At 74.1% G+C, this 23,902-nt stretch carries 22 protein-coding genes and 1 riboswitch; of the genes, 16 read left to right on the forward strand and 6 right to left on the reverse strand.

Annotated features, from left to right (window positions below; genetic code table 11):
- Window positions 1-56 precede the first annotated feature (56 nt).
- Complete coding sequence (locus tag ABD345_RS25555) at window positions 57-977, reverse strand: SIS domain-containing protein (protein ID WP_344554993.1); 921 nt, start codon at window positions 975-977, stop codon at window positions 57-59.
- A gap of 186 nt (window positions 978-1,163) precedes the next feature.
- On the opposite strand from ABD345_RS25555, the gene ABD345_RS25560 reads away from it, so the two are divergent.
- The 4 genes from ABD345_RS25560 (at window position 1,164) to otsB (ending at window position 4,528) form a co-directional block, all read left to right on the forward strand.
- The gene (locus tag ABD345_RS25560; protein WP_344554995.1) at window positions 1,164-1,952 is read left to right on the forward strand and encodes a DeoR/GlpR family DNA-binding transcription regulator; all 789 of its coding nucleotides are present in this window, start codon (window positions 1,164-1,166) and stop codon (window positions 1,950-1,952) included.
- A gap of 160 nt (window positions 1,953-2,112) precedes the next feature.
- Window positions 2,113-3,375 carry an extracellular solute-binding protein gene (locus ABD345_RS25565; RefSeq protein ID WP_344554997.1) on the forward strand — a complete coding sequence of 421 codons (1,263 nt, stop codon included), beginning with the start codon at window positions 2,113-2,115 and terminating at the stop codon, window positions 3,373-3,375.
- Window positions 3,376-3,400: 25 nt separating this feature from the next.
- Window positions 3,401-3,631 carry a DUF3263 domain-containing protein gene (locus tag ABD345_RS25570; protein WP_344554999.1) on the forward strand — a complete coding sequence of 77 codons (231 nt, stop codon included), beginning with the start codon at window positions 3,401-3,403 and terminating at the stop codon, window positions 3,629-3,631.
- Between the two features lie 51 nt (window positions 3,632-3,682).
- Window positions 3,683-4,528 (forward strand): trehalose-phosphatase, encoded by an 846-nt coding sequence (gene otsB / locus ABD345_RS25575; protein ID WP_344555001.1) that lies wholly within the window; start codon window positions 3,683-3,685, stop codon window positions 4,526-4,528.
- Window positions 4,529-4,720: 192 nt separating this feature from the next.
- On the opposite strand, the gene ABD345_RS25580 is transcribed toward otsB, so the two are convergent.
- Window positions 4,721-6,187, reverse strand: coding sequence for an alpha,alpha-trehalose-phosphate synthase (UDP-forming) (locus ABD345_RS25580; RefSeq protein WP_344555003.1), 1,467 nt, complete (start codon window positions 6,185-6,187; stop codon window positions 4,721-4,723).
- Between the two features lie 177 nt (window positions 6,188-6,364).
- Window positions 6,365-7,363, reverse strand: coding sequence for a glucosyl-3-phosphoglycerate synthase (locus ABD345_RS25585; RefSeq protein WP_344555005.1), 999 nt, complete (start codon window positions 7,361-7,363; stop codon window positions 6,365-6,367).
- Between the two features lie 138 nt (window positions 7,364-7,501).
- A riboswitch (SAM riboswitch) is annotated at window positions 7,502-7,629 on the forward strand.
- Between the two features lie 17 nt (window positions 7,630-7,646).
- On the opposite strand from ABD345_RS25585, the gene thrC reads away from it, so the two are divergent.
- From thrC to ABD345_RS25615, 6 genes are all read left to right on the forward strand, one after another.
- The gene (gene thrC, locus ABD345_RS25590; protein ID WP_344555007.1) at window positions 7,647-8,927 is read left to right on the forward strand and encodes a threonine synthase; all 1,281 of its coding nucleotides are present in this window, start codon (window positions 7,647-7,649) and stop codon (window positions 8,925-8,927) included.
- A gap of 54 nt (window positions 8,928-8,981) precedes the next feature.
- On the forward strand, window positions 8,982-9,260 hold the full coding sequence (locus ABD345_RS25595) for a MoaD/ThiS family protein (protein WP_344555009.1): 279 nt from the start codon (window positions 8,982-8,984) through the stop codon (window positions 9,258-9,260).
- Between the two features lie 623 nt (window positions 9,261-9,883).
- Window positions 9,884-10,090 carry a cold-shock protein gene (locus tag ABD345_RS25600; RefSeq protein ID WP_014137493.1) on the forward strand — a complete coding sequence of 69 codons (207 nt, stop codon included), beginning with the start codon at window positions 9,884-9,886 and terminating at the stop codon, window positions 10,088-10,090.
- 359 nt (window positions 10,091-10,449) lie between these two features.
- Entirely contained in the window at window positions 10,450-12,072 is a 1,623-nt protein-coding gene (gene groL, locus ABD345_RS25605) for a chaperonin GroEL (RefSeq protein WP_123553427.1), read from the forward strand.
- Between the two features lie 111 nt (window positions 12,073-12,183).
- Complete coding sequence (locus ABD345_RS25610; protein WP_344555014.1) at window positions 12,184-12,840, forward strand: Uma2 family endonuclease; 657 nt, start codon at window positions 12,184-12,186, stop codon at window positions 12,838-12,840.
- Window positions 12,841-12,862: 22 nt separating this feature from the next.
- Window positions 12,863-13,219, forward strand: coding sequence for a hypothetical protein (locus ABD345_RS25615; protein ID WP_344555016.1), 357 nt, complete (start codon window positions 12,863-12,865; stop codon window positions 13,217-13,219).
- 49 nt (window positions 13,220-13,268) lie between these two features.
- Here ABD345_RS25615 and ABD345_RS25620 read toward each other — a convergent pair whose 3' ends face one another.
- Complete coding sequence (locus ABD345_RS25620; RefSeq protein ID WP_344555018.1) at window positions 13,269-13,898, reverse strand: HD domain-containing protein; 630 nt, start codon at window positions 13,896-13,898, stop codon at window positions 13,269-13,271.
- A 149-nt stretch (window positions 13,899-14,047) separates the two neighbouring features.
- Between ABD345_RS25620 and ABD345_RS25625 the strand changes: the two genes are divergently transcribed.
- From ABD345_RS25625 to ABD345_RS25645, 5 genes are all read left to right on the forward strand, one after another.
- Entirely contained in the window at window positions 14,048-14,764 is a 717-nt protein-coding gene (locus ABD345_RS25625) for an ABC transporter ATP-binding protein (protein ID WP_344555020.1), read from the forward strand.
- Window positions 14,761-17,478: an FtsX-like permease family protein gene (locus ABD345_RS25630; protein ID WP_344555022.1), complete on the forward strand. Its 2,718-nt coding sequence runs from the start codon at window positions 14,761-14,763 to the stop codon at window positions 17,476-17,478. The genes ABD345_RS25625 and ABD345_RS25630 overlap by 4 nt, the downstream gene beginning before the upstream one ends.
- A gap of 56 nt (window positions 17,479-17,534) precedes the next feature.
- A complete protein-coding gene (locus tag ABD345_RS25635) occupies window positions 17,535-17,879 on the forward strand; it encodes a PadR family transcriptional regulator (RefSeq protein ID WP_344555024.1) in 345 nt (114 codons plus the stop codon).
- Window positions 17,876-18,823: a hypothetical protein gene (locus ABD345_RS25640; protein ID WP_344555026.1), complete on the forward strand. Its 948-nt coding sequence runs from the start codon at window positions 17,876-17,878 to the stop codon at window positions 18,821-18,823. Before ABD345_RS25635 ends, ABD345_RS25640 begins: the two co-directional genes overlap by 4 nt.
- Window positions 18,824-18,925: 102 nt before the next feature.
- A complete protein-coding gene (locus ABD345_RS25645) occupies window positions 18,926-19,612 on the forward strand; it encodes a copper homeostasis protein CutC (protein WP_344555028.1) in 687 nt (228 codons plus the stop codon).
- 56 nt (window positions 19,613-19,668) lie between these two features.
- On the opposite strand, the gene ABD345_RS25650 is transcribed toward ABD345_RS25645, so the two are convergent.
- Complete coding sequence (locus ABD345_RS25650; protein ID WP_344555030.1) at window positions 19,669-21,750, reverse strand: HelD family protein; 2,082 nt, start codon at window positions 21,748-21,750, stop codon at window positions 19,669-19,671.
- Window positions 21,751-22,052: 302 nt separating this feature from the next.
- On the opposite strand from ABD345_RS25650, the gene ABD345_RS25655 reads away from it, so the two are divergent.
- Window positions 22,053-22,226 (forward strand): hypothetical protein, encoded by a 174-nt coding sequence (locus ABD345_RS25655; RefSeq protein ID WP_344555032.1) that lies wholly within the window; start codon window positions 22,053-22,055, stop codon window positions 22,224-22,226.
- 16 nt (window positions 22,227-22,242) lie between these two features.
- Here the strand turns inward: ABD345_RS25655 and ABD345_RS25660 are convergent, their stop codons facing one another.
- Window positions 22,243-23,871, reverse strand: a complete 1,629-nt coding sequence (locus ABD345_RS25660; RefSeq protein ID WP_344555034.1) for a DNA repair helicase XPB — start codon at window positions 23,869-23,871, stop codon at window positions 22,243-22,245.
- Window positions 23,872-23,902 lie beyond the last annotated feature (31 nt).

A 23,902-nucleotide genomic window follows, 5' to 3' on the forward strand; every position in this document is an offset into this window, starting at 1 on the left:
GTCTCCTGGGCGGTTTGGGTGGCGAAGCCGTTACAGGCCGTACGGTCGGGCGGGGCTCAGCCGAGCACGATCGAGCGGGTCAGGTTGCGCGGCCGGTCCGGATCCAGGCCGCGGTGCGCGGCCAGCGCGACGGCCAGCCGGTGCACCCGGACCAGGTCGGCCAGCGGGTCCAGCCCGCCCGCCCCCGAGTCGGCCACCAGCCGGCCGCCGACCGCGGCGACCTCGCCGGCCAGGCCCGCGGGCAGCTCGCCGAACATCCAGGCCGCCCGGCCCGGGGCGGTGATCGAGACCGGGCCGTGCCGGTACTCCATCGCCGGGTACGCCTCGGTCCAGGCGAGCGCGGCCTCGCGCATCTTCAGCCCGGCCTCCTGGGCCAGGCCGTTGGTCCAGCCCGCGCCCAGGAAGGACACCTGCTCCAGCGCCACCAGCTCCCGGGGCACCTGCCAGGCGACCGCCCGCTCGGCGTCCGCGGCGGCCTCGGCGACCGTGCGCACCCCGGCCGGGAGGGCCTCCTCCAGCTCCAGGTGGGCGCGCAGCAGGGCCAGCACGGTGGTGGCGAAGCGGGTCTGCACCACCGAGCGCTCGTCGGCGAAGCCCAGGTCGACCAGCTGCCCGGCGGCCGCGGCCACCGGCTGGTCGGGGCAGGCGGTGATCGCGGTGGTCGGCAGGTCGGTGCCGGCCAGCAGGCGCAGCACCTCGGTGGTGGTGCCGGAGCGGGTGATCGCCAGCACCCGGTCGTAGCGGCGGGCGGGCGGGAACTCGGAGGCGGCGAAGGCGTCGGTCTCGCCGTGGCCGCCGGCCTCGCGCAGCGCGGCGTACGCCTGGGCCATGAACCAGGAGGTGCCGCAGCCGACCACCGCCACCCGCTCGCCGCGCCGAGGCAGCCCGGCCGGGCCGCTCGCGGCCAGTGCGGCGGCGGTGCGCCAGTTCCCGGGCTGGGTGGCGATCTCCTGGGCGGTGAGGGACGGCTGCGGCATGGGCGAGGGCTCCTTCGGCTTCCCCGGGGACTGCGCACGGGCGAGGGTGAGCACCGTGCGCAAAGCTGATTGATTTATAGCCGTTTCGCGCACGTGTGCGCAATGAGGGGGGTGGAGGTCGGGTGTGCGAAGCTGTCCCGGCCGGGCGCGGGGCCGCCCGGGGCGAGCGCGGGAGGAGCGGGGACGGTGTCCAGGTACGAGCGGTGGAACGCGCTGCTGGAGCTGCTGGCCGAGCACGGGAAGCTGGACGTCGAGGAGGCGGCCGGCGCGCTGGACGTCTCGGCCGCGACCATCCGCCGCGACCTCGACCAGCTGGCCCGCCAGCAGATGCTCACCCGCACCCGCGGCGGCGCGGTGGCGCACAGCGTCTCCTACGACCTGCCGCTGCGGTACAAGACCGCCCGCAACGCCGACGCCAAGCAGCGGATCGGCGCCCTGGTGGCCGGCCTGGTCGCCCCCGGCGAGGTGGTCGGCCTGAACGGCGGCACCACCACCACCGAGGTGGCCCGGGCGCTGGCCGTCCGCCCCGACCTGGTCGAGCACCCCGAGGGCGGCCAGCGCCTCACCGTGGTCACCAACGCGCTCAACATCGCCAACGAGTTGACGGTCCGTCCGCAGGTGAAGATCGTGGTCACCGGCGGCGTCGCCCGCCCCCAGTCGTACGAGCTGATCGGCCCGCTGGCCGCCCAGGTGCTCGGTGAACTCGCCCTGGACACCGCGGTGTTGGGCGTGGACGGGTTCGACGCCGAGCACGGCGCGACCGCGCACCACGAGGGCGAGGCGGCGGTCAACCGGCTGCTCGCCGAGCGGGCCCGGCGGGTGGTGGTGGCCGCCGACTCCTCCAAGCTGGGCCACCGGGCCTTCGCCCGGATCTGCGGCCCGGAGACCGTCGACACCCTGGTCACCGACGACCAGGTGCCGGACGCGGTGGCGGCCGCCTTCGCCGCCGCCGGGGTCACCGTCCTGACCGCGTGAGGGTTCGCATAGCGGACAGTTGTGCAGTCCACGTTGCGCGTGGCGCAACCTGATCTGACACTTCGATAACTTCCTTGCCTATTCGCCCCCAGAGGTCTGGACCACCGCGAGCGGTAGCTGTCAGGGTCGCGCCTGAAACCCTCCCGAAGGCGGTCCCCCCTTGAAGCGATCAGCGCTGATCCCCGTCCCCCTCGTCGGATGCCTGCTGCTGTCCGGCTGCGGCGTCCTGTCCGGCGGGGGAGGGGTGACGCTGAGCCTGGTCGCGGCCGACTACGGCACCAACGACTCCAACAGCAGCAGCAACTACTGGAACAAGCTGGCCAAGGACTTCGAGGCCGCCAACTCCGGCATCAAGGTGCACGTCGACGTGGTGCCCTGGAGCGACATCGACAAGCACGTCGCCGACCTGATCGCCAAGGGCGACACCCCCGACGTCGTGCAGACCGGCGGCTTCGCCGACCAGGTCGCCGCCGACCGCCTCTACCCCGTCGGCGACGTGCTCTCCATGGAGGCGCAGGCCAACCTGCTGGACTCCTTCAACAAGGCCGGCCAGGTCCTCGGCAGCCAGTACGGCATCCCGTTCATCTCCTCCAGCCGGGTCTTCGTCTACAACAAGGCGATCTTCCAGAAGGCCGGGATCAGCGCCCCGCCCACCACCTGGGAGGAACTGCGCAAGGACGCCGAACTGATCAAGACCAAGGTCCCGAACGTCATCCCGTACGCGCTGCCGCTCGGCCCCGAGGAGGCCCAGGCCGAGTCGATGATCTGGACGATGAGCGGCGGCGGCGCGCTCTCCGACAGCGTCGGCAACTACACCATCGACAGCCAGCAGAACCGCGACACCTTCAAGTGGCTGCGCACCAACCTGGTCGACAAGGGCCTGACCTACCCCGACCCCGGCGAGGTCGACCGCAAGACCGCCTTCACCGCCTTCACCAAGGGCGAGGTCGCCATGCTCAACGGCCACCCCGCCCTGCTCAAGGACGCGGCCGCGGCCGGCATCGAGTACGGCACCGCCGCCGTCCCGCGCAAGAGCGCCGACGTCAAGGACGTCTCCTTCGGCGTCGCCGACTGGCTGATGGCCTTCAAGGCCAACGGGCACCGGGCGGAGATCAAGAAGTTCCTCAACTTCACCCTCTCCAAGCAGAACACCCTGGAGTTCGACGAGGAGTACAACATGCTCCCCGTCACCCAGGACACGCTGGAGGACATGTCGGAGAACCCCCAGCACCAGGACCTCACCCAGTTCCTGCAGAACCTGCCCAACGCCAACTTCTACCCCTACGGCGCCCCCTCCTGGGACAAGGTCAGCAGCCTGATCAAGAAGCAGATGGGCGGCGCGGTGAAGAGCGGCGGCGACCAGGTGCTCAGCGACCTGCAGGCGACCGCCGCGTCCGAGGCGTCCAAGAGCCGCCAGGGCTGACGGACCGGGTGCTTAACCTGGAGACATGGCCGAACTGACCGAACGCGACCGGGCGGTACTCGAACTGGAAGCCCGCGGGTGGCGGACCGCCGGCGCCAAGGAACAGGCGATCCGGCAGGAGCTCGGCATCTCCGCCACCCGCTACTACCAGCTGCTCAACGCCCTGCTCGACCGCGCCGAGGCGCTCGCCCACGACCCGGTCCTGGTCAACCGGCTGCGCCGGGTCCGGCAGGCGCGGCGGGACGCCCGGCAGTGAGCCGGGCCGGTCGCCGCCCGCCGACGCCCGCCGACCGGTAGCGTCGGGGGCATGGGAATCGCCGAACAGATCACGACCCAGGCGGGGCGGACCGGACTGGCGGGCCTGCTCGCCGACCCGAAGTCCGCAGTCGTGGGGCTCGACTTCGACGGCACGCTCGCCCCGATCGTCGCCGACCCGGAACGGGCCCGCGCCCACCCCGGCGTCGTACCCGCCCTCTCCGCGCTCGCCCCGCTGATCGGCGCGGTCGTGGTGGTCACCGGGCGGCCCGCCGCCACCGCCGCCTCCTACGGCGGCTTCGCCGCCGCCCCCGGCCTCGAACACCTCACCGTCCTCGGCCACTACGGCGCCGAGCGCTGGGACGCGAGCAGCAACGCCGTCACCGCCGCCCCGCCCCCGCCCGGGGTGACCGCCGTCCGGGACGAACTCCCCTCGCTGCTCCGCGAACTGGGCGCCCCCGAGGGCACCTTCGTGGAGGACAAGGAACGCGCCCTGGCCGTCCACACCCGGCGGGCCCCCGACCCGGACGCGCTGCTGGAGCAACTGCGCGGACCGCTCGGCGAGTTGGCCCACCGCCGGGGCCTGGTCGTGGAGCCCGGCCGGATGGTCCTCGAACTGCGGCCGCCGGGCGTCGACAAGGGCGTCGCCCTCCGGGAGTTCCTGGCGGAACGGGACGCCGGCCCGGTGCTCTTCGCCGGCGACGACCTCGGCGACCTCGCCGCCTACGCGGAGGTCGCCGCCCGCCGCGGAGCCGGCCACCCCGGCCTCCTGGTCTGCAGCGGCCCCGTCACCGGCGAACCCCCGGTCGCGGAGCTGGCCGAACGCGCGGACCTGGTGGTGGCGGGGCCGGCGGGGGTGGTCGACCTGCTGAACGGGCTGACGGAACTGCTGCGCTGAGGAAGGGCGTCCGCCGGGGAGCGCGACGGGGCCCGCACCGGTAGGACGGGCACCGACAGGGGCGCGGGGAACCGCGCGCGGCGGGAGCGGCACGACGGCGCGGCCGGCTGTCCCGCTTCGCGGTCCGGCCGCGCGTGCCCGGTCGGCCGCGCGGTTCCCCGCGCCCCTGGTCCCGCTTCGGTCGGGGGCGGTTCAGAGGGCGTGGAGCTGGTCCAGGAACCACTGTTGGGGCGGGAGGGCGGTGGCCGCGGCGGCGAGGCGCTTGGTGCGGTCGGTGCGTTCGGCGGCGGGCATGGCGAGGGCCTCGGCGAGGGCTTCGGCGGTGGCGATGACGTCGTAGGGGTTGACGTTGATCGCGTCGTCGGCGAGTTCGGCGTGGGCGCCGGCCTCGCGGGACAGGACGAGGGCGCAGCCCCGGTCGGAGACGACGGGGACCTCCTTGGCGACCAGGTTCATGCCGTCGCGGATCGGGTTGACCAGGGCGACGTCGGCGAGCCGGTACGCGGCGAGGGAGCGCGGGAAGTCGTCGTTGACGTGCAGGATGAGCGGCTGCCAGTCGTCGGTGCCGAACTCGGTGTTGATCTCCTCGGCGAGGCGCCGCACCTCGGCGGTGTAGTCGCGGTACTCGGCGAGGTCGGTCCGGGAGGGGTAGGCGAAGGCGATGTGGACGACGTTGCCGAGCCACTCGGGGCGGGTGCGCAGCAGGTGCCGGTAGGCGAGCAGGCCGCGGACGATGTTCTTGCTGAGTTCGGTGCGGTCGACCCGGACGATGGTGCGCCGGTCGCCGACGGCCTCGCGCAGGGCGGCGAGGCGTTCGTCGACGTCGGGCCGGTGCGCGCGTTCGCGCAGGAACTCGGCGTCGGCGCCGAGGCCGTGCACGCCGAGCCGGGTGGTGCGGCCGCCGTGCGTGACGGTGAGGGCGTCCCGGTCGACCTGCGCGCCGAGGACGGCCTCGCAGCAGTCGGCGAAGGCGAGGGCCCAGCGGCGGGTGAGGAAGGCGGCCCGGTCGGCGCCGAGGATGCCTTCGAGGACGGCGGCGGCGACGTCGTCGGGCAGCAGCCGGTAGTAGTCCGGCGGGGCCCAGGGGGTGTGCGAGAAGTGGCCGATCCGCAGGTCCGGACGGAGTTCCCGGAGCAGCGCGGGGGCGAGCGAGAGGTGGTAGTCCTGCACCAGGACGGCCGCGCCGGGGGCGGCCTCGGCGGCGAGGGCCTCGGCGAAGGCGGCGTTGTACGCCCGGTAGGCGGCCCACTCGGTGCGGAAGCCGGCGTCGAAGGCGGGCTGCACGGGCGTCTGGTAGAGCAGGTGGTGGACGAACCAGAGGGTGGAGTTGGCGACGCCGTTGTAGGCGCGGGCGAAGGTCTCCGGGTCGATGTCCAGCATCCGGACGGCCTGCCCGCCGACGTCGTGCCCGGCCCGGTCGAGGCGCCCGTCGGGGGCCTGCCGGGCGGCGGTGCGGTCGGCGTCGGAGAGCGCGGCGCAGACCCAGACCGCGTTCGGGTCGTCGATCGCGGATAGCCCGGAGACCAGCCCGCCGCCGCCTCTGCGGAGGGTCAGCGAGCCGTCGTCCTCCGTGCGGAAGGACACCGGGCCGCGGTTGGAGGCCACCAGGATCGGGGCGGCTCCGGACTGCTGGGGGCGTTCGGACGCGTGATCGGCCATGTAGCCAACCTTGCCGCGCGATCAGCCGACCAAACCACTCGGCGCGGCCCGTCGTGGGTGAACTCTCGGTGCCGGCCGCCGCTCCCGGAGCCGTCCGGGGGCCGGAACCGCGGGCCGGAACCGGGGGCCGGAACCGCGGGCCGGAACCGCGGGCCGGGACGGGCGCGGGGCGGCGGCTCAGCGGTCGCGGTACTCGGGGAGGGTGGCCACCGGGGGCCGTTCGGTGGCCGGGACGGGGTGGGTGCGCGGGGTGAAGCCCGCCGCGGTGCGGCTGTACTGGGTGAGCAGCGGGCGGACCAGGTCCGGGTCGGCCTTGAGGCGGTGGGTGCGGTCCAGGCGTTCCAGCGCGGTGCGGTAGATGGTGGCGGCCATCCGGCCGAGGGCCTGGCCGTCCTGGTGCCGGTGGTGCCGCACGCCGACGTCGACCTGGGCCAGCGCGTCCAGGCCGGCCAGCTCCAGGGCGTCGACCAGCAGGCCCAGCTCGACGCCGTAGCCGGTCGGGAAGGGCAGCCGCTCCAGCAGCGCCCGGCGGGCCGCGTACTCGCCGCCGAGGGGCTGGACGAAGCCGGCGAGCTGCGGCCAGTGCAGGCTGAGCAGCGGGCGGGCGACCAGTTCGGTGACCCGGCCGCCGCCGGCCGGGACGACGGCGCCGTCGGCCTCGAAGGGGCGGTCGTACATGGCCTTGACCAGTTGCAGGGCCGGGTCGGTGAGCAGCGGGCCGATGATGCCGGAGACGAAGGCCGGGTCGAACTCGCGCAGGTCGGCGTCGACGAAGCAGACGATCGCGCCGCTGGTGGCGAGCAGCGAGCGCCACAGCACCTCGCCCTTGCCGGGCTCGGCGGGCAGCCGGGGCAGGATCTCGTCCCGGTGCACCACCCGGGCGCCGGCGGCGGCCGCGGCGGCGGCGGTGCCGTCCCGCGAGCCGGAGTCGACCACCACCAGCTCGTCCACCAGCGGGACGCGTTCGACCAGCTCGGTGCGGATCGCGGTGACGATCTCGCCGACGGTGGACTCCTCGTCCAGGGCGGGCAGCACCACGCTGACCGTGCCGGCCGGGCCGGCGGCCCGTTTGGCGGCCAGCAGCAGGTCGAGCGGCCGGTCGGCGGCCGTCCACGAACGGCGGCGCAGCCAGTCGGCCACCTCCGGCAGTACCCCGGGCTCGGGCTGCTCCGGCAAGTCTCGCTCCCTGTCTCGGTTCGTCTCGGGTGTCGGACGCGGGGGTGGGTCCGCCCGGGCCTTCGGATACAGTCTTCGTACTGCGACCGTGCCTTCGCACGCGGGGGTCGCTCGCAGCGTACGACCACAACTTCACAGAGCTCATCCAGAGGGACTGAGGGAACGGCCCGTTGAAGTCCCGGCAACCCTCCCGCACGGCCAGCAGGCCGGGCGGGACAGGTGCCAATTCCGTCCCGGACGCGACCGCGATCCGGGGAAGATGAGGAGAAAGGGCCTCGCCACCATGGCTGTTGACACCGCCGCATCCACCGCCGTTGACCTCGGTCCCGCGACCGCGCTGTCCTGTCGCGAGTGCGGTGCGCGCTCCCCGCTCGGTCCGGACTTCGCCTGTCTCGAGTGTTTCGGCCCGCTGGAGATCGCCTACGACTACGCGGGCTACGACGCGGAGGAGCTGCGCAAGCGGATCGAGGCCGGCCCGGCGTCGATCTGGCGCTACGCCCCGCTGCTGCCCGTCCCGGCCGACGTGGCCGACAAGCCGAACCTGAACCCGGGCTGGACCCCGCTGGTGAAGGCCGACAACCTGGGCCGCGAGCTGGGCTTCACCGGCCAGCTGTACGTCAAGGACGACTCGGGCAACCCGACCCACTCCTTCAAGGACCGGGTGGTGGCCTGCGCGATCGAGGCCGCCCGCGCCTTCGAGTTCACCACCCTCTCCTGCTCCTCCACCGGCAACCTGGCCGGCGCGGTGGGCGCCGCGGCCGCCCGGGCCGGCTTCAAGTCCTGCGTGTTCATCCCGCACGACCTGGAGCAGGGCAAGGTCGTGATGGCCGGGGTGTACGGCGGCGAGCTGGTCGGCATCGACGGCAACTACGACGACGTGAACCGCTTCTGCTCCGAGCTGATCGGCGACCCGGCCGGCGAGGGCTGGGGCTTCGTGAACGTCAACCTCCGCCCGTACTACGGCGAGGGCTCCAAGACCCTGGCCTTTGAGATCTGCGAGCAGCTCGGCTGGCGGCTGCCCGACCAGATCGTCATCCCGATCGCCTCCGGCTCCCAGCTCACCAAGATCGACAAGGGTCTGCAGGAGCTGATCAAGCTCGGCCTGGTCGAGGACAAGCCGTACAAGATCTTCGGCGCCCAGGCCGAGGGCTGCTCCCCGGTCTCCGTCGCCTTCAAGGCCGGCCGCGACGTGATCAAGCCGGTCAAGCCGGACACCATCGCCAAGTCGCTGGCGATCGGCAACCCGGCCGACGGCCCGTACGTGCTGGACATCGCCCGCCGCACCGGCGGCGCGGTCGAGGACGTCACCGACGCCGAGGTGGTCGAGGCGATCAAGCTGCTCGCCCGCACCGAGGGGATCTTCGCCGAGACCGCGGGCGGCGTCACCGTGGGCGTGCTGAAGAAGCTGGTCGAGACCGGCCAGCTGGACCCGTCCAAGGAGACCGTCGCGATCAACACCGGCGACGGCCTCAAGACCCTCGACGCGGTCTCCGACGCCGGCATGGCCGCCGTGATCCGCCCGACGCTGGAGTCCTTCCGCGCCGCCGGCCTCGCCACCGCCTGACACCCAGCCGCAGGACACCCCCCCACGCCCCGACCCCACGCCCGAGGAGCCCGCATGAGCGCCAACGTCCGCATCCCGACCATCCTGCGCACCTACACCGGCGGCGCCGCCGAGGTGACCGCCGAGGGCGCCACCCTGGCCGCCCTCATCGCGGACCTGGAGGCGAACCACGCCGGCATCGCCGCCCGCCTGCTGGACGACACCGGCAAGCTGCGCCGCTTCGTCAACGTGTACGTGAACGACGACGACGTGCGCTTCGCCGAGGGCCTGGAGACCGAGATCAAGGACGGCGCCTCGGTGTCGATCATTCCGGCGGTGGCCGGCGGCTGCTGACCGCCCCGCATTCCCGCGGCCGCCGTTTGGTTCGGAATTCAATTTTCCGGACCGGACGGCGGCTTCGTGTTCGGCCGGGCTCATTGCCCCGGTTACCTGCGGTTTTCCCGCCGGGCGGGGCGGCGGAATTCCGCCGGGGGTCGGGGAGTAGAGTTCCGGTCAGGTCCGTTACCCCCCACGGCCCGGTTCAATCCCCCTTTTTCTGCACCGCCCCGCGCCTCCCCGCCCCGCACCGCACCGCGCCCCGCCCGTGCAGGACCCCGCTCCGCCCCGCCCGTCGGGACCGGCGCCGGCCCGGCCCGCCGCCCTTTCTCGCCCGACGCGGCCCGGTGCCGCCCGTTCTGTCAGGCCGCCGTCAGAATTGTTCCGGCGTTTTGCGGTGCCGCGTCCGATATGTCCAGTGGCAATTGTCGGGCGGTGCGCCTTTCGCCCCGGCATATCCCCTGCGGGGCCCGGAGTTTCCCCGGAAATTGGGCCTGTTGCAGAGGGCGCATATCCGGATACATTCAGCCGCGACAGAGGCTGCGCCGTACGGGGGGGAGTCCCCAGGCCGGCCTTCCAGACCTCCGGGTCCGCGTCCCGCGGATCTCTGAAGGGCCAGCACAGCACAAGGGGAGTTCGGAATGGCTCAGGGCACCGTCAAGTGGTTCAACGCCGAGAAGGGCTACGGCTTCATCGCGGTCGACGGTGGAGCGGACGTGTTCGTCCACTACAGCGCGATCCAGATGGACGGCTACCGCACCCTGGAAGAGGGCCAGCGGGTCGAGTTCGAGATCTCGCAGGGTCAGAAGGGTCCGCAGGCCGACATGGTCCGCGCCGCCGGCGCCTGAGGCACCGGCTGACCGCACGGCCGCAGGCCGGGCACAGAACGCCACAGGCAGGCCCGCCCCGACGCGACGGCGTCCGGGGCGGGCCCGTCGGCTTTTCCGGGCGTTTCCCGGGCCCCGCAGCGCCCCCGCCGGGCCGCGCCGGGGCCCCGCCGGGGCCGTGGCAGGGCCCCAATGGGCTTGCACTCGCCACCCGAGAGTGCTAATCATTGGCGTTAGCACTCACCGTGTGAGAGTGACAAACGGACCGGGCCGGTGAGGCCCCGGAAGCGGTAGGGGAAGGGACCCCCGCTCTCCTGGGCCGTCCGTCGCGGGCACCCCTTGGTCCGAGCAGTCGACCGTGTCCCGGAGGACCACTTCTGATGGCCAAGATCATCGCCTTTGACGAGGAAGCCCGCCGCGGCCTTGAGCGTGGCATGAACCAGCTTGCCGACGCCGTGAAGGTCACGCTCGGCCCCAAGGGTCGCAACGTCGTCCTGGAGAAGAAGTGGGGCGCCCCCACGATCACCAACGACGGTGTCTCCATCGCCAAGGAGATCGAGCTCGAGGACCCGTACGAGAAGATCGGCGCCGAGCTGGTCAAGGAGGTCGCCAAGAAGACCGACGACGTCGCGGGTGACGGCACCACCACCGCCACCGTGCTCGCCCAGGCGCTCGTCCGCGAGGGTCTGCGCAACGTCGCCGCCGGCGCCAACCCGATGGCCCTCAAGCGCGGCATCGAGAAGGCCGTCGCCGCCGTCTCCGACCAGCTGCTGGCCCAGGCCAAGGACGTGGAGACCAAGGAGCAGATCGCCTCCACCGCCTCCATCTCGGCCGCCGACACCCAGATCGGCGAGCTCATCGCCGAGGCCATGGACAAGGTCGGCAAGGAAGGCGTCATCACCGTCGAGGAGAGCAACACCTTCGGCCTGGAGCTCGAGCTCACCGAGGGCATGCGCTTCGACAAGGGCTACATCTCCGCCTACTTCGCCACCGACCTGGAGCGCATGGAGGCGAGCTTCGAGGACCCGTACATCCTCATCGCCAACTCCAAGATCTCCTCGGTCAAGGACCTGCTCCCGCTGCTGGAGAAGGTCATGCAGAGCGGCAAGCCGCTCGTCATCATCGCCGAGGACGTCGAGGGCGAGGCCCTGTCGACCCTGGTCGTGAACAAGATCCGCGGCACCTTCAAGTCCGTCGCCGTCAAGGCCCCGGGCTTCGGCGACCGCCGCAAGGCCATGCTCGGCGACATCGCCATCCTGACCGGCGGCACCGTGATCTCCGAGGAGGTCGGCCTCAAGCTGGAGAACGCCGGCGTCGACCTGCTCGGCACCGCCCGCAAGGTCGTCATCACCAAGGACGAGACCACCATCGTCGACGGCGGCGGCGACAGCGACCAGGTCGCCGGCCGGGTCAACCAGATCCGCGCCGAGATCGAGAACTCCGACTCGGACTACGACCGCGAGAAGCTCCAGGAGCGCCTCGCCAAGCTGGCCGGCGGCGTGGCCGTCATCAAGGCCGGCGCGGCCACCGAGGTCGAGCTCAAGGAGCGCAAGCACCGCATCGAGGACGCGGTGCGCAACGCCAAGGCCGCCGTCGAGGAGGGCATCGTCGCCGGTGGCGGCGTCGCCCTGCTGCAGGCCGGTGTCGCGTTCGACAAGCTGGAGCTGGAGGGCGACGAGGCCACCGGTGCCAACATCGTCCGCGTGGCCCTGGAGGCCCCGATCAAGCAGATCGCGACCAACGCCGGCCTCGAGGGCGGCGTCGTGGTCGAGAAGGTCCGCAACCTGCCCGCCGGCCACGGCCTGAACGCCGCGACCAACGAGTACGTCGACCTGGTCGCCTCCGGCATCATCGACCCGGCCAAGGTCACCCGCTCCGCGCTGCAGAACGCCGCCTCCATCGCGGCGCTGTTCCTCACCACCGAGGCCGTCATCGCCGACAAGCCGGAGAAGGCCGCCGCGGCCGCCGGCGGCGGCATGCCGGGCGGTGACATGGACTTCTGATCCCCTTCGGGATCCGACGTTCCACGCGTTCGCTCGTGAGGGCGGCCTCCTTCGGGGGGCCGCCCTCGCGGCGTTCTCGCCGGGGTCACCCCTTCGTGGGACGCTGGGGCCATGGACGGTTTCGGCGGCTCCGGGTCGGACTACCTTGAGGGCGAACAGCGTCATGAGGAAGAGGGGAGGCCGACGATGGCGGTCATGGCGGTCGAGTCGGGCCAGCAGTGGTCCTATCTGCTGGACACCTGGCGGGAGCTGGACGCCCCCGAGGGCTGGCGCGCCGAGATCGAGGGAGGCCGGATTCAATTGGTGCCACCGCCGGGCAATCAGCACAACCGCATTGCCCAAAAGATCAGCCGGGTTCTAGGACGGCATCTGCCGGACGAGGTCGGCGTCTACCAGACGCTCGGAACACGGATCGCCAGGTTGGAAAAGCTGTACATTCCCGACCTGGTGGTGGTGGAGGAAGCACTCATCCCCGCAGAGGACAACGATCCGATCGACGCGTCGGACATCCTGATGGCCGTCGAGGTCACCTCGCGCAGCACGGCCCGGCAGGACCGGACGAAGAAGCTCTGGGGCTACGCGCACGCGCCCGTCCCGCTGTACCTGCTGGTCGACCGTTTCGACCAGCCGGGGCCGACGGTGACGCTCTACTCGGAGCCGTCTGACGGGGCGTACGGGCAGAGCGTGCGGGTGCCGTTCGGGAAGCCGGTCGAGCTGCCGGAGCCGTTCGGGATCACCCTGGACACCACGGGCTTCCCGCTGCCGTAGCCGGGTGCGGGACAATGGGCGGATGGCCAGTTCCGACATCGAAGCCGCCCTGCACAGCGCGCGGGCACTGATCCTCGCCGACCTGACCGCCCGCGACGTCGCCGAGGCGGCGATCGTGTCGTTGGTGGAGGACGCCGTGACGCACCGGCGGTGGTGGTTGGAGCAGTGGCCGGCGGGGTGCGAGTTCGTGCTGGGGCTGATCGCGCAGGACGTGCAGGACGCGCTGCTGGAGTCGTACGGGCGGTGGCCGCTGTGCACGGCCTGCGCCGAGGAGGACGATCCGCACGCCTTGGGGGTGGAGCCGGAGTTGGGGGCGGACCCGCACTGGGTGTGCGGGAAGCGCGGCGTGGCGGTGGCACCGGTCGGGGGACTGGTGTGATCCCGGCCGGCCCGCCGCGGTCCGCACCGGGCCGTCCGGGCCGGGCGGGTCAGCCTTCGAGGGTCGCCAGTTCGCGGTGCATGTTCGCGCGGGCCCGGGCGTCGTAGCGGGCGTGCGCCTCGGGGGTGCGGTAGAGGGAGGGCAGCGCGAGGAGCTGGCGCAGGACCGCGGCGCGGCCTTCGCGGAAGGCGTCCGGCGGGACGAAGGAGTACTCGTCGCGGACGGCGGCGGCGTAGGCGTCGTACGCCGCGGGCGGGCCGCCGAGGACGGCGAGGTCGGCGTCGCAGAGGACCTCGCCGTTGCGGTCGCCGGGGGCGGGGTGGTGGGTGACGGTGAGCCGGACCAGGCGGTCGACCTCGTGGACCAGGGGTTCGGGCAGGCCGGCCTCGCGCAGGGCGCGGCAGGCCAGGGCGGCGCTGCGCTCCTCGTTCTCGGAGCGCTCGGGGCGGTAGACGGCGTCGTGGAACCAGGCGGCGAGCCGGACGGCGTCGGGGTGGTCGGCGTGCGCGGCGAGTTCGTCGATCCGGTCGAGGACGGCTTCCAGGTGGGCGGTGGTGTGGTACCGGCGTTGCGGCTCGGCCCAGCGGGTGAGCAGGTCGCGGGCGTAGGGCTCGGGGTCGGCGGTGGCGCCGCAGCGGGTGAGCAGGTCGTGCCAACGGGCGGACAGCGGTGCGGTCATGACGCCCATTCTGCTCCCCGGGAACCGCTCGGCGGGTGTGATCCGTCCTATAGGTAGTTCACCGACTTATGTCGCACACTTGAGTAGTCGGCGTCCGGCGGCTATACATACTCGGTATGCAAGACGTTCCCCTGTTCCGAGGGGGAGCCATGACCGGACCGAACGCGCAGACCGTGCTGCGCCTGGAAGGGGTCGGCCGGGTGCACGGCCGGGGCGCGGCCGAGGTGCACGCGCTGCACCCGATCGACCTGGAGGTGCGGGCCGGGGAGTTCCTGGCCGTGATGGGCCCGTCCGGCTCCGGCAAGTCCACCCTGCTCGCGCTGGCCGGCGGCCTGGACCGGCCCTCCAGCGGCCGGGTGCTGGTGGAGGGCGCCCCGCTGGCGGGGCTGAGCCGGGCGAAGCTGGCCGACGTGCGCCGCCGCTCGGTGGGCTACGTGTTCCAGTCGTACAACCTGCTGCCGGCCCTGACCGCGGCCGAGAACATCTCCCTGCCACGGGAGTTGGAGGGGCTGTCGGCCCGCACCGCCCGCGCCGAGGCGCTCGCCGTGCTCGGCGAACTGGGCATCGGCGAACTCGCCGACCGCTTCCCGGAGGACATGTCCGGCGGCCAGCAGCAGCGCGTCGCGATCGGCCGGGCGCTGTCCGGGCAGCGCCGACTGGTGCTCGCCGACGAACCCACCGGGGCGCTCGACTCGGCCACCGGCGAGGCGGTGCTGGAGGTGCTGCGGGCCCGCTGCGACGCCGGGGCGGCCGTCATGATGGTCACCCACGACGCCGCCCACGCCTCCTGGGCGGACCGGGTGGTCTTCCTGCGCGACGGCCGGCTCGTCCACGAGAAGACCGCCGCCGGGGCGGTGCACCGGTGAGCGCCCTGCGGGCGGTGCTGCGGATCGCGCGCCGCGACGCCCGGCGGTCCGCGGGCCGCAGCGCCCTGGTCGCCGCGATGATCGCGCTCCCGGTGCTCGGCGCCACCGGCGTCGACGTGGTGCACCGCAGCGGACAACTCACCGCCGAGCAGCGCGCCGACCGGCTGATGGGCCGGGCCGACGCCCTGGTCGGCGCGTACGACCCGGGCCGGACGATCGAGCAGGCGGTCTTCCCCGCCGACGGCGTCCGCGTCCTGCCGCAGCGCCCCGACGCCGAACCCACCGCCGAGCAGCAGCGCGCCACCGACACCGAACCGACCGCCCTGCTCGGCGAGTTGCTGCCGCCCGGCAGCACCCTGACCCCGGCCCGCACCGGCCCGGTCGCCACCGTGCGCACCGCCGACGGACTGGCCCCCGCCGACACCTTCGAGGCCGACCTGACCGCGGGCCTCTGGCGGGGCCGGATCGACCTGGTCGCCGGCCGCGCCCCCGCCGCCCCGCACGAGGCCGCCGCCACCCGGGCCTTCCTGGACACCACCGGCCTGCGGATCGGCGACACCGTCACCGTCCGCGGCCTGGAGTCCACCCCGTTCACCCTGACCGGCACCGTCGAGCACCCCGGCGACCTGAACGCCGTCGAACTCCTCGCCCGCCCCGGCGAGTTGTACCGGCAGCTGGACGAGGCACAGGCCGCCGCCGGACTCGCCCCGCAGACCCCGTCCGCCGAACAGGCCGCCGCCCGCAAGGCCGCCTGGCTGGTCACCCTGCCCGCCGGGGCGGGACTCGACTGGCCCCGGGTGCGCGAACTCAACGCGCACGGCTACACCCTGGCCGCCCGTCAGGTCGCCGCCCACCCGCCCGCCGGGGCACTGGCCCGACAGGAGGCCGTCGGCGCCGCGGGCGAGCGCGAACGCACCCTGATGACCGCCGCCACCACCGCCGCGATGGCCCTGCTGGAGGTCGCCCTGCTGGCCGGACCGGCCTTCGCGGTCGGCGCCCGCCGCGCCCGCCGCCAACTCGCCCTGCTCGGCGCGGCCGGCGGCCGCCCCCGGCACGTGCGGGCCGTGGTGCTCGGCGGCGGCCTGGTGCTCGGCACCGTCGGCGCCGCCGCCGGAACCCTGCTCGGCACGGCCCTGGTCGCCGCCCTGCGCCCGTGGATCGAGGAGTGGGGCGGCAGCCGGTTCGCCAGCCTCGCGCTGCGCCCCGCCGACCTGCTCGCGATCGCCGCCGTCGGCGTCGCCACCGCCCTGCTCGCCGCCCTGCTGCCCGCCCTCCAGGCCGGCCGCCGCGAGGTGCTGGCCGGACTCACCGACCGCGACCCGGTACGCCGCCCCGCCCGCCGCACCCCGCTGCTCGGCCTGGCCGCCGTCCTCGGCGGCGCCGCGCTCGCCCTGTACGGGGCGGTCGCCGGACCGGTCGCCGGACCGCCGGTGCTCGCCGGGCTGAGCGTGCGCACCCTCTGCGTGCTCGGCGGCGCCGTGCTCGCCGAACTCGGCCTGCTGCTGTTCACCCCGCTGCTGCTCGCCCTGCTCGGCCGGCTCGCCCGCCGCCTGCCGGTCGGCCCCCGGCTGGCCCTGCGCGACGCCGCCCGGCACCGCTCGCGCACCGCGCCCGCCGTCGCCGCCGTCCTCGCCGCGGTGGCCGGCGCCGTCGCGGTCGGCGTGCACTCCACCGGCGCCGAGCTCCAGGACCGCGCCGCCTACCGGCTGGAACAGCCCGTCGGCGCCGTCCGCCTCACCCTGCACGGGGACGGCGACACCATGCCGCAACTGCGCGCCGCCCTCCCGCAGGACCTGCCCGACCTCGGCGAACGCGCCGACCTCTACCAGGCCCAGTACGTCTTCTGCGAAGGCTGCGCGGGCGTCGTGTACGCCGAGGGCGGCCGGCGCTACGGCGAGGACGTCGCCGCCCCCGCCGTGGTCGGCGGCCCCGCCGCACTGCACAACCTGCTCGCGCTGCGCGACCAGGACGCCGACCGCGCGCTGCTCGCCGGGAAGGCCGTCGTCACCGACCCCGCCTACCTGCACGACGGCCGGGCCGTGCTGCGGATGCAGGGCGCCGGCGGCGAGGTCAGGGAACTGCGGATCGACGCGCTGCTGGTCGAACGCCCCGCCGGGCAGCGCTACGCGCCGCTGGTGGTCGCCCCCGAGACGGTCCGCCGGCTCGGCCTGCGGCTCGCCCCGGCCGGCGCGGTCTGGCTGCCGACCGCGCCGGTCGGCGAACGGGCCGAGCAGCGCGCCGCCGCGACCGTCGCCCGGCTCGCCCCGCACGCCGAGTTCGGCGTCGAACGCGGCTACGCCCCGCCGGGCAGCACGGTCCGGATCGCGCTGGGCGGCTTCGCCGCGCTGGTGGTGCTCGGCGCCGCCGTGGTCTCCACCGCGCTCGCCGCCGCCGACGCCCGCCGCGAACGCGCCCTGCTCGCCGCGATCGGCGCCCGCCCGCGCACCCGGCGCACCGTCGCCGGACTCCAGGCCGGGCTGATCGCCCTGCTCGGCGCCCTGCTCGGCACCGTCAGCGGCTTCGTCCCCGCCCTCGCCCTGCTCCGCTCCCGGGCCTCCGGCGTCCTCGGCGGCCCCGCCGTCAGCCCCGCCGACGCCCCCTGGCCGACGATCGCCCTGCTCGCCCTGGGCCTGCCGCTGCTGGCCGGACTGCTCGGCGCGCTGCGGCGGGACGAACCGGCGGGGTGGCGGGGGCAGGAGGGGCTCCGGCCGTGAGACGGGGAGCGGGAAGGGGTGGCACCGATAGGACGGTCGGCGATATATGTAGTCGCATGACCGAACGCGCCCTGCAGGAACCCACCCTGCTGCTGCTCACCGCCCTCGCGGACGCCCCCCGGCACGGGTACGCGCTGATCCAGGAGGTCGACGCGATCTCCGGGGGGCGGGTGAAGATGCGCACCGGCACCCTGTACGGCGCGCTCGACCGGCTGCTCCAGCAGGGCCTGATCGAGGTCGCCGCCGAGGAGGTCGTCGACGGCCGGGCCCGCCGCACCTACGCCCTCACCGGCGGCGGGCGCGACCTGCTCGCCGCCGAGGCCGAACGCCTGCGCGCGGTCGCCGCCGAGGCCCAGCGCCGCCTCGGCGGCGCCACCGCGCCCCGGGGGGCCACCGCATGAGCGCGACCGTCCCCGGCGGACCCCGCACCGGCGCCGCGCTGCGCGCCGTCCTCGCGCTCTACCCCGCCCGCTACCGCCGCGACCGGGGCGCCGAACTCGCCGAGGTGTTCGCCGACTCCACCGCCGGGGCCGGGCGCCTGGCCACCGCCCGCGAGGCGCTCGACCTCGCCGGGTACGGGCTGCGGCTGCGCACCGGGCTCACCTCCACCGCGCTCGGCGGCCGCCTGCTGGCCACCGCCGCACCGCTGCTGGCCGGCGCCCTGGCCGGGCTGGTCGCGCTCCCCGGCGACACCCGCTCCTGGCGGGTCGCCGACGCGGCCCGCGCCGGGTTCGGCGTCCCCTGGCAGCGGCTGCCCGACAACCTGGCCCTGCTCGGCCTGACCGTCGTCCCCGTCCTGTTGGCCGTCGCCGCGGTGTTCGGCGCCTGGCGGGCGGCGCGGACGCTGGCCGGGACGGTCGTGCTGCTCGCCGCCGTCCGGCTCGGGGTCGTGGCGGTCACCGCCGCCGACGGCTGGCTGCTGCTGTGGCACGCCACCGCCCTGCTGCCCCACCTCGCCGCGGGCGCACTGCTCCTCGCCGCCCCCGCCGACCTGCTGGAACGGCCCGGCCGCCTGCTGGTCGCGGCCGGCGCGGGCACGGGCCTGCTGGTGGTGAAGGCCCAGGGCGGCTACGACAGCCGGCACCTGATGGACGGTTGGACGCCGCTGCTGCTCCTGCTCGTCCCGCTGCTGCTGATGCTGTGCGCCGCCCGGGAACGGCTGCTGCCCGCGGCGCTCGGCCTGGCCGTCCTGCCGCTGACCGCCTGGTACAGCCTGTTCTCGCTCTGGGAGCAGGTCGGCGGGGTGTGGCGGCTGGCGCCCGCGCTGGCCGCCGGTGCGGGAGTGCTGCTGCTGGCCGGGCGGGTGCTGGCGGGCCGTCAGGAGGGGCGGGCGAAGGTCTCCTAGCGGGACGAACGGGACACCAGGAGAACGCGAACGGAGGGCGAAGCGCGGCCGAACGGCGGAGGGGGCTCGCCCGGGGCCTGCCGATGTGGCAGGCTATCGGATATGTCTAGACCAATGTTCGAAGTCATCGCGCTGACCCCCCGGGACGCCCGGGCCGCAGAGTCGGGCGGCGCCGACCGCCTCGAACTGGTCACCGACATGGCAGCCGACGGACTCACCCCGTCCGTCGAGGACTTCGCCGCGATCCGCGCCGCCGTCGGCATCCCGCTGCGCGTCATGCTCCGCGTCCGCGACGGCTTCACCCCCGGCGACCTCGACGACCTGCTCGCCCGCGCCGCCGCGCTGCGGGCCGAGGGCGCCGAGGAGTTCGTCCTCGGCTTCCTCACCCCCGACGGCGCCGTCGACCTCACCGCCACCCGGGCCGTCGCCGAGGCCGTCTCCGGCTGCCGCTGGACCTTCCACCGGGCCATCGACCACAGCGCCGACCGCTCCGAGGTCCGCGCCGCCGTCGCCGACCTCCCCGGCCTCGACACCTTCCTCACCTCCGGCGCGGCCGCCGGCGTCGACGCGGGCCGCGAGGTCCTGACCGGCGAACTCGCCAAGTCCGGCGAGCCCGGCTACCGCCAGCGGATCCTGGTCGGCGGCGGCCTGCGCGCCGAACACGTCCCCGAGCTCCTCGCCGCCGGGTTCGACGCCTTCCACATCGGCGGCGCGGTCCGCGAGGGCGGCTGGGCGGGCGCGGTCGACCCGGCGAAGGTCGCGCACTGGCGCGAGCTCATCGGCACCTGAACCGACAGGGAGCCGCGCCCCCGGTTTCGCGTTCCCGCGGCTCGGCTCGGCTCGGCTCAGTCCAGCTCGGCCGGCAGCGGCTGCGCGTGGAGGACCGTCAGGCCGGAGACCGCGCGGGTCAGGGAGACGTAGAGGCGGCGCAGGCCGGTGCGGTGGTCGGGTTCGCCGGCCACGATCGCGGCGGGTTCGTCGAGGACCACGTGGTCGTACTCCAGGCCCTTGGCGAGGGAGGCCGGGACGAGGGTGAGGCGGGCCTCGGCGGTGGTCTCGGTGCCCGGGGCGAGGAAGGGCAGCCCCGCGGCTCCGAGCGCCGCGGCGAGGTCCGGGATCCGGGCGTCCGCGGCGATCAGGCCGACCGAGCCCTCGTGCCGGAGGGCGTCGTGGCAGGCGTCCAGGACGGCGGCGTCGAGCCCGTCCGGGACGTGCCGCAGGACGAGCGAGCCGGGCAGGTCGCGGACCGAGGTGGCGGGGGCCAGGCCGGGGGCGATCGCGGGGAGGAGCCGGGAGGCGTAGGCGATGACCTCGCCGGGGACGCGGAAGCCCTGGGTGAGCTCCTCGACGTGCGCGCCGTCCTTGCCGAGGTGGTGCAGGGCCTCCTGCCAGCTGCCGGTGGCCCACGGGGTGGTGCCCTGGGCGAGGTCGCCGAGGACGGTCGCGGAGCCGGTGGTGCAGCGGCGGCCGACGGCCCGGTACTGCATGGGGGAGAGGTCCTGGGCCTCGTCGACGACCACGTGGCCGAGCGAGGGGGTGCGGTGCACCAGGTCCGCGGCCTCGTCGATCAGGACGGCGTCGGCGGCGGACCAGGGCGCGGTGCGGGCGCTGCGCGGGGGCTTGGCCCAGAGCAGGGCGGCCTGCTCCTCGGCGTCGAGGAGGCCGTCGGCGGCGGTGGCGAGGAACTCCGGGTCGCTGAGCAGCCGGTGCACCAGCTTGACCGGGTCGACGGCGGGCCAGCACGCCTTGACGGTGGCCTTGACCGCGGCGTTGCGGGCGACGGCGTCCTGCACCCGGTCGTCGGGGGCCTCGCCGCCCTGCTCCATCTTGACCAGGACGGCGTGCGCGATGCGCTGCGGGAGGGCCTCCAGGGCGGCCCCGTAGCGGATCTCCCGGCCCGCCAACTCCCGGATGATCTCTTCGAGTTCGTACGCGGGGACGCGCCAGCGGCGGGAGCCGCGGACGACCACGCAGGGCTCGCCGGGCACGGTGATCCCGGCCCGGACGGCGTTGCGCAGGACCCGGGCCATCCGGGCGTCGCCCTTGATCCGGGCGGTGCCGGCGCTGTCGGTGCCGCGGACCTCGACGTGGCCGACGAGTTCCTGCACGGTGGCCTGGGCGACGTCCAGCTCGCCGAGGGCGGGCAGCACCTGCTCGATGTACTGCAGGAAGGAGCGGTTCGGGCCGACCACCAGGGTGCCGGTGCGGGCCAGGCGCTCGCGGTGCGCGTACAGCAGGTAGGCGACGCGGTGCAGGCCGACGGCGGTCTTCCCGGTGCCGGGGGCGCCCTGGACGCAGACGGTGCCGGTGACGTCGGCGCGGACGATCTCGTCCTGCTCGGGCTGGATGGTGGCGACGATGTCGCGCATCGGGCCGACGCGGGGCTTCTCGATCTCGGCGGCGAGCAGGGCCGAGCGGCTGTCGGCCTCGTCCGGGTCGGAGAGGTTCTCGTCCTCGTAGGCGGTCAGCTCGCCGCCGGTGTAGCCGAAGCGGCGGCGCTTGGCGACGTCCATCGGCTCGGTGCGGCTGGCCCGGTAGAACGGCTGGGAGACCGGGGCGCGCCAGTCGATCACCATCGGGTCGCCGCCGGCGTCGTGCACGTGGCGGCGGCCGATGTAGAAGCGCTCGCCGCCGCCGCCCTCGGACTCGGCCTCGCTGATCGCGTGCAGGTAGTCCAGGCGGCCGAAGAACAGCGGGGTGTGCGCGAGGTCGGCGAGGGCCCTGATCCGTTCGTCGACCTGCTTCTGCAGCACCTGGGCGGAGACCCAGGTGCCGGTGACGTCGCGCAGGTCGAGCGCCTCGACGTCCTCGCGCATCGCCTTCAGCGCGGCCCGGGAGGCGGCCAGGTGGGAGCGCTCGCGGTCGAGCGGGCCGGGGTCGGCGGCGGGCGCTTCGGTGGGTGCGTCGGTGGGGGCGGGGGAGTGCACGGCTGACCTTCCCGGCCGCCCGGCACGGGGGCGGCGGACTCGTCTGGGCTCACGGTGAAAGGACACCGGCCGGTTGCCGAACGGCCGGCACTCCCACGGCTGCCGGAGTCGGCGGCACCACGGTTCGGGAGGGGCAGACGGACGATCCTAGACCCGCCGCCGCCCGGGGGCGAATCCTTTTCCTCCGGGTTCCCCGGGTGCCGGGGTAGGGGGGCCGTACACCCGCAGGACGAGACGCGCCACCGCAGGCTCGGGTCTTTCGGCTGATGTGTACGCCCGGTTCGTGAACCTACCGTGGAGACATGACCACCGAACGAGTGAACCCGCAGGCCAAGGGCGCCCCCCGCGTCCACGGCGCGCACCCGGCCGAGGAGCGCCGCCGCCACCCCGTCGCCAACGCCGTCCGCAACGTCGGCATCGTGCTCGACACCGCCGCGCGCGTCCTGTTCCTCGGGCGCGACGGCGTCAAGCTCTGACCGACCGCCACGTCGGCTACAGGTCGTCCGCGTCGACGATCCGGTACGCGTAGCCCTGCTCCGCCAGGAAGCGCTGGCGGTGCGCCGCGAAGTCCTGGTCGACGGTGTCCCGGGCGACCACCGAGTAGAAGTGCGCCGCGTGCCCGTCCGCCTTCGGGCGCAGCACCCGGCCCAGCCGCTGGGCCTCCTCCTGGCGGGAGCCGAAGGTGCCCGAGACCTGGATCGCCACGGTGGCCTCCGGCAGGTCGATCGAGAAGTTCGCGACCTTCGAGACCACCAGCACGCTGATCTCCTTCGACCGGAACGCCTCGAACAGCTTCTCCCGCTGCGCGTTCGAGGTCTCGCCCTTGATCACCGGGGCGTCCAGCACCTCGCCCAGCTCGTCCAGCTGGTCGATGTACTGGCCGATCACCAGGGTCTGGTCGCCCGCGTGCTTCTCCACCAGCCGCTCCACCACCCGGCGCTTGGTCGCCGTGGTCGAGCAGAACCGGTACTTCTCCTCCGGCTCGGCCGTCGCGTACGCCAGCCGCTCGGAGTCGGTCAGCGTCACCCGCACCTCGCAGCAGTCGGCGGGCGCGATGTAGCCCTGCGCCTCGATCTCCTTCCACGGGGCGTCGAACCGCTTCGGGCCGATCAGCGAGAACACGTCGCCCTCCCGGCCGTCCTCGCGCACCAGCGTCGCGGTCAGGCCGAGCCGGCGGCGGGCCTGCAGGTCCGCGGTGAACTTGAACACCGGCGCGGGCAGCAGGTGCACCTCGTCGTAGACCACCAGGCCCCAGTTGCGGGCGTCGAACAGCTCCAGGTGCGCGTACACGCCCTTCCGCTTGGTCGTCATCACCTGGTACGTGGCGATGGTGACCGGGCGGATCTCCTTGCGGGTGCCGCTGTACTCGCCGATCTCGTCCTCGGTCAGCGAGGTGCGCTTCACCAGCTCGTGCTTCCACTGCCGGGCCGAGACGGTGTTGGTCACCAGGATCAGCGTGGTCGACTTGGCCTCCGCCATCGCCGCCGCGCCCACCAGCGTCTTGCCCGCGCCGCAGGGCAGCACCACCACGCCCGAGCCGCCGTGCCAGAAGCCGTCCACCGCGTGCCGCTGGTACGGGCGCAGCTGCCAGCCGTCCTCGCGCAGGTCGATCGGGTGCGCCTCGCCGTCCACGTACCCGGCGTGGTCCTCGGCCGGCCAGCCCAGCTTCAGCAGCACCTGCTTGATCTGCCCGCGCTCCGATGGGTGCACCGCCACGGTGTCCGGGTCGATCCGGGCCCCCACCAGCGGGACGATCTTCTTCGAGCGCAGCACCTCCTCCAGCACCGGCCGGTCGGTGGTGGTCAGCACCAGCCCGTGCACCGGGTGCTTCTGCAGCTGCAACCGCCCGTAGCGCGCCATGGTGTCCGCGACGTCCACCAGCAGGGCGTGCGGCACCGGGTAGCGCGAGTACTCCACCAGCGCGTCCACCACCTGCTCCGCGTCGTGCCCCGCGGCCCGCGCGTTCCACAGCCCCAGCGGCGTCACCCGGTACGTGTGTACGTGCTCCGGCGCCCGCTCCAGCTCGGCGAACGGCGCGATCACCCGCCGGCACTCCGCCGCCCGCGGGTGGTCGATCTCCAACAGCAGCGTCTTGTCGCTCTGGACGATCAAGCAGGACACACATACCTCCGTGGATAGGATCGCCAGGTGA

Source organism: Kitasatospora saccharophila, assembly GCF_039529925.1.
GTDB classification, from domain to species: domain Bacteria; phylum Actinomycetota; class Actinomycetes; order Streptomycetales; family Streptomycetaceae; genus Kitasatospora; species Kitasatospora saccharophila.